This window comes from Cysteiniphilum sp., from assembly GCF_057495195.1.
Genome location: NZ_JBXTEF010000112.1, coordinates 1 through 4438, shown reverse-complemented (window position 1 = coordinate 4438; position 4438 = coordinate 1). Strand labels below are relative to the sequence as shown.

The 4438-nt window shown below is 39.7% G+C and carries 8 protein-coding genes; all 8 read right to left on the bottom strand.

What is annotated here, in order from left to right:
• The coding region (gene hisIE / locus ACY10D_RS10115; protein WP_487000610.1) for a bifunctional phosphoribosyl-AMP cyclohydrolase/phosphoribosyl-ATP diphosphatase HisIE at positions 1 to 461 on the bottom strand (461 nt) is incomplete at its 3' end.
• 8 nt (positions 462 to 469) lie between these two features.
• Positions 470 to 1243 carry an imidazole glycerol phosphate synthase subunit HisF gene (gene hisF / locus ACY10D_RS10110; RefSeq protein WP_487000609.1) on the bottom strand — a complete coding sequence of 258 codons (774 nt, stop codon included), beginning with the start codon at positions 1241 to 1243 and terminating at the stop codon, positions 470 to 472.
• Positions 1237 to 1962, bottom strand: a complete 726-nt coding sequence (gene hisA, locus ACY10D_RS10105) for a 1-(5-phosphoribosyl)-5-[(5-phosphoribosylamino)methylideneamino]imidazole-4-carboxamide isomerase (protein ID WP_487000608.1) — start codon at positions 1960 to 1962, stop codon at positions 1237 to 1239. The genes hisF and hisA overlap by 7 nt, the downstream gene beginning before the upstream one ends.
• Positions 1963 to 1974: 12 nt before the next feature.
• Positions 1975 to 2262, bottom strand: coding sequence for a type II toxin-antitoxin system RelE/ParE family toxin (locus ACY10D_RS10100; protein WP_487000607.1), 288 nt, complete (start codon positions 2260 to 2262; stop codon positions 1975 to 1977).
• A complete protein-coding gene (locus ACY10D_RS10095) occupies positions 2250 to 2522 on the bottom strand; it encodes a CopG family ribbon-helix-helix protein (RefSeq protein ID WP_487000606.1) in 273 nt (90 codons plus the stop codon). Before ACY10D_RS10095 ends, ACY10D_RS10100 begins: the two co-directional genes overlap by 13 nt.
• 87 nt (positions 2523 to 2609) lie before the next feature.
• Positions 2610 to 3209, bottom strand: coding sequence for an imidazole glycerol phosphate synthase subunit HisH (hisH, locus tag ACY10D_RS10090; protein ID WP_487000605.1), 600 nt, complete (start codon positions 3207 to 3209; stop codon positions 2610 to 2612).
• Entirely contained in the window at positions 3206 to 4276 is a 1071-nt protein-coding gene (hisB, locus tag ACY10D_RS10085; protein WP_487000604.1) for a bifunctional histidinol-phosphatase/imidazoleglycerol-phosphate dehydratase HisB, read from the bottom strand. The genes hisH and hisB overlap by 4 nt, the downstream gene beginning before the upstream one ends.
• Positions 4263 to 4412 (bottom strand): hypothetical protein, encoded by a 150-nt coding sequence (locus ACY10D_RS10080; RefSeq protein ID WP_487000603.1) that lies wholly within the window; start codon positions 4410 to 4412, stop codon positions 4263 to 4265. Before ACY10D_RS10080 ends, hisB begins: the two co-directional genes overlap by 14 nt.
• Positions 4413 to 4438: the final 26 nt, after the last annotated feature.

The window sequence follows — 4438 nt, the reverse complement described above, 5'->3', positions numbered from 1 at the left end:
CCTTCTTCACCGACCTTTTGCGCAATGCGCGACACACCACTAGCAAAAAGGCTCGTAACATAACTATTTTGTGGTTTATCTTTTTTACGTTGTTTGATGGTATTTTCTAATCGCGCCAATACTTCATACGGATTATCATAGGTCTTATCAAAGCAGCTTTCGGTACCCTTGTGACATGTCGGGCCCACCGCATCAACTAGCGCAACAAGACTATCTCCATCGCAATCTACAGCGATATCAATAAGCTTCAAAACATTGCCACTTGTTTCACCTTTTTGCCAAAGCCTTTGTTTACTGCGACTGTAAAAAGTTACAAAGCCAGTAATCATCGTCTGTGATAAGGCCTCTTCATTCATGAATCCTAACATCAGCACCTTGCCAGAGGTACGACATTGCACAACAACAGGCACCAAGTGATTCATTTTCTGCCAGTCAATTTTGTTTAAAATAAGTTTATCCACATTTATCCTTAATTCGACATTCTAATGGTTTGACCATGTGTTTTGAGATAGGCTTTAAGCTCAGGAATTTCAATACTGCCACTGTGAAAAACACTTGCAGCAAGTGCGCCTGATACCCGTGTTTGTTGAAATACTTCATTGAAGTGTATCATTTCTCCAGCACCCCCTGAAGCGATTACAGGGATATTAACCATGTGTGAAACTACTGCTAAATGCGCAATATCATAGCCATTTTTAACCCCATCTTGTTGCATGCAGTTGATGACAATCTCACCGGCACCTCGCTTGGCAACTTCCGTTACCCAATCTTTGGTGCTACGTGTGGTTTTTAGCGTTTTTTCAACATCACCTGTATATTGACAGACAACATATTCACCATCAATATCATTACTATCAATACCAACGACAACACATTGCTGACCAAAAGCATCGACTAATTCATCAATAAGCTCTGGACGCTCTAGTGCAGGTGAATTAATCGATACTTTATCCGCCCCAGCATTTAAGATAGTACGCGCTTGATCAACACTACGAATACCACCTGCAACACAAAATGGGATATTAATCGCTTTGGCAATATCTGTTACCCATTTAGGTGACACACCGTGCTTACGTGTACTTGCAGCAATATCATAAAACACCAACTCATCAGCACCTTGCTCACTATAGTGCTTGGCTAGTGTAACAATATCACCGACAATCCGATGATTCTGGAACTTCACACCCTTAACCACTTGATCATTTAATACATCCAAGCATGGAATAATACGTTTTGTTAGCATGTTAGCGCCTCATTTAAGCTAAATTTATTTTCATAAAGCGCGCGTCCGACAATCACACTATGCACCTTGGTCTTTTTGAGATTGTGCAAATCAGCCAAGGCACCAATACCACCTGACGCTTGAAATGAAATATTTGGATATTTAGCAACCAAGTCTTGATAAAGTTGTGTATTAGCACCTTGCAACATGCCATCTTTACTAATGTCGGTACATAGCACATGCACTAAACCATATGCTAAATAGTAATCAATGACATCATATAGACTCTGATCACTGGTATTAATCCAGCCATGCGTTGCCACCATCGGTGTGCCATTAACGATATTAACATCAAGTGCCAATACGATTTTATCCGCACCAAAGCGCTCAAAAAGCCGCACTGTTTGCTCATAATCTTTGACAGCAATGCTACCTAGCACCACACGATCAACACCGATTGATAATAAGTTATCGATCGTTTCCTCATCCTTAATGCCACCGCCAACCTGCATGATTGATGTCGTACTATTGCGAATGCCTTTGATCACATCAAGCTGCTTAAGCCTACCTTGCTTTGCGCCATCCAAATCGACAACATGCAAATAGTTAGCACCACTTTGTTGATAATTCATTGCCATATCTTCAGGTCTAACCGTATATTGGGTGACGGCATTAAAATCACCTTTTTGTAAGCGTACACACTGACCATTGATTAAGTCTATTGCTGGGATAATATTCATTTATTTCCTCTTTTAATAACCTACTTCTTTCTGATGTTTAAATGCCAAAACATGACAAATATCAGTCACTGCTTCATATCTGTATAAAACCGCATAGCCAGAATCACCAAATGGAATAATCAACTCTCGAAGATGATCAGATAATGGTCTGCCCATTTCTGGGGTTTCTTTAAGTAATTGAATATACTTGGCGATTTCATTTGCTGCTCGTTGACTTGCCAGAGTATTTCTAGACTCAAGAAAAGATTGGCAACGCTGAATCCCTTGTAAAGCAACTTCTGTAATTTTTATTTGTGACATTTAGGTGCAGGCTCCTCACTGTCAGTTCCCCAAGTTTGCAACCAACGAATGGCCTCATCTCCAGTAATATGCAATCCGGTTTCTTTAAAAGATTGCCATGAAGCCAATGCTTCCTGCTTAAATTGTTCTTTCTTTTCTTCTTTTGAAACATACTCATTAATTGCCCGCATCATAATCCAATGTGGCGTTCTGTCCTGTAATCGAGCTAGCTGCTGAATGCGCCCTTTTAAATCTTCTGAAATTTTTAGTGATGTTGCCATAATATGCTCCTTATAATACCAGGTACTACCTAGTATCATTTTAGACTACCGATAACTAATATCCAAAACTTTTTAGTTTCTCAGCCTTTAAATTTTCGTAATAAAATTTCTCAACAATCGCTCGCCCACCTTGCCAGATTTCTCTGGATGAAACTGCATACCATAGAAATTATCTTTATTAACCATCGCACTAAAGTGATTAATATAATCGTTATATGCCACGGTAAACGCTGTAGGCTCAGCATAGAAGCTATGCACATAATAGACATAATCATCAGGATTAATCCCAGAAAGCAAGGCATTGGTGTTATGCACTGTATTATCAATCAATAAACGATTCCAGCCCATATGTGGAATCAAGGCATCACTTGATTGAAACCTTTTAACGCTACCTGGGATGATTTTTAAACATTCAACCATGCCTTCTTCTGAGAACTCATGTAACAACTGCATTCCTAAGCAAATACCCAATACCGACTGTGTAAGTGTCGGGATCAGCTGCTCTAATTGATGTGACCTTAATGCCTCCATCGCTGTTTTGGCATGCCCAACCCCTGGCAAGATCACATAATCCGCTGCTTGAATAACCTCATGATCATGTGTTAACACAACCGTTTGTCCCAAGCGCTCAAACGCATATTGAATTGAGGCAAAGTTACTGCCACAACAATCAATGATTGCAATCATAGCACCCCCTTGGTACTTGGCATATCTAACGAGGTCTTCGCTACCGCTTGCTTTAAGACTTTACCCAAGGCTTTAAAGGCTGCCTCAATCATATGATGCGTGTTGTGCCCTTTAAGTTTAATATGCAAGGTTGCCTTAAGACTCTCTGCCAGTGAGTAAAAGAAATGACTAACGAGCTCAACCGATAGGTCACCGACTTTATCACGGTTAAAATCAGCCTCAAATAAACAATAAAATCGCCCACTTAAATCTAAAGCAATCTCAGCCCTTGCTTCATCCATCGGCAGTAGAAATCCATAGCGCTTTATACCTAGTTTATCAGCCAATGCTTGAGATAATGCTTGTCCCAAAGTAATGGCAATATCCTCAACCGTATGATGATCATCAATATGCAAATCGCCTTGCGCTTGAATATCCATGCTAATGCCTGAATGCTTTGCCACTTGCTCAAGCATATGATCCAGAAAATCAATACCACTATGGATATTTATTTTGCCTGCTTGATCCAAGTTAACTGACACAGTAATGTCGGTTTCTTGTGTTTTACGCGTAATCGTTGCCACTCTTGGCGTGTAAAGAATATGGTTTTTAATCGTTAACCAATCAGGATATTGCTCATTTGCGATTTGAATGCCTTTAATCCCTAGATTATCCGCCAACTGAAGATCAGTTAACCTATCCCCAATGACATAACTGTGATCGCGATTGATACGCTGATCACGCAAATAGGACATTAATAACCCCACTTTTGGCTTGCGACAGTCACAATGATCACTATCAAAATGCGGGCAGATTAGAATATCTTCAAAGATAATCCCTTGTGATTTAAGAACTCTTAACATCAACTCATGTGGTGCATTAAAATCATTCTCTGGAAAAGAAGAAGTACCCAAACCATCTTGATTACTGACCATAACGAGCTTGAATCCCGCCTGTTGCAAGGTAATAAGCGCATCAAATACACCCGGTAAAAAATCAAGCTTATCAATATGATCAATTTGTTTATCTTCAGGCTCAATAATGATTGTGCCATCACGATCTATAAATAAATATTTATGCTGTTTCATTGTTAGCACCCATAGCTCCTGTTTTTATATTCTCTAATACTCTGGACTTACGAACTTTTGCTATTTCAACACCCCGCCTCGTAAACTCGGCACCCCTCTTGCAAAGCATAGGTTTATAGGGATCTTTTCTATTCATTTAATTCTTCTCCTTGTAAAGTCTGA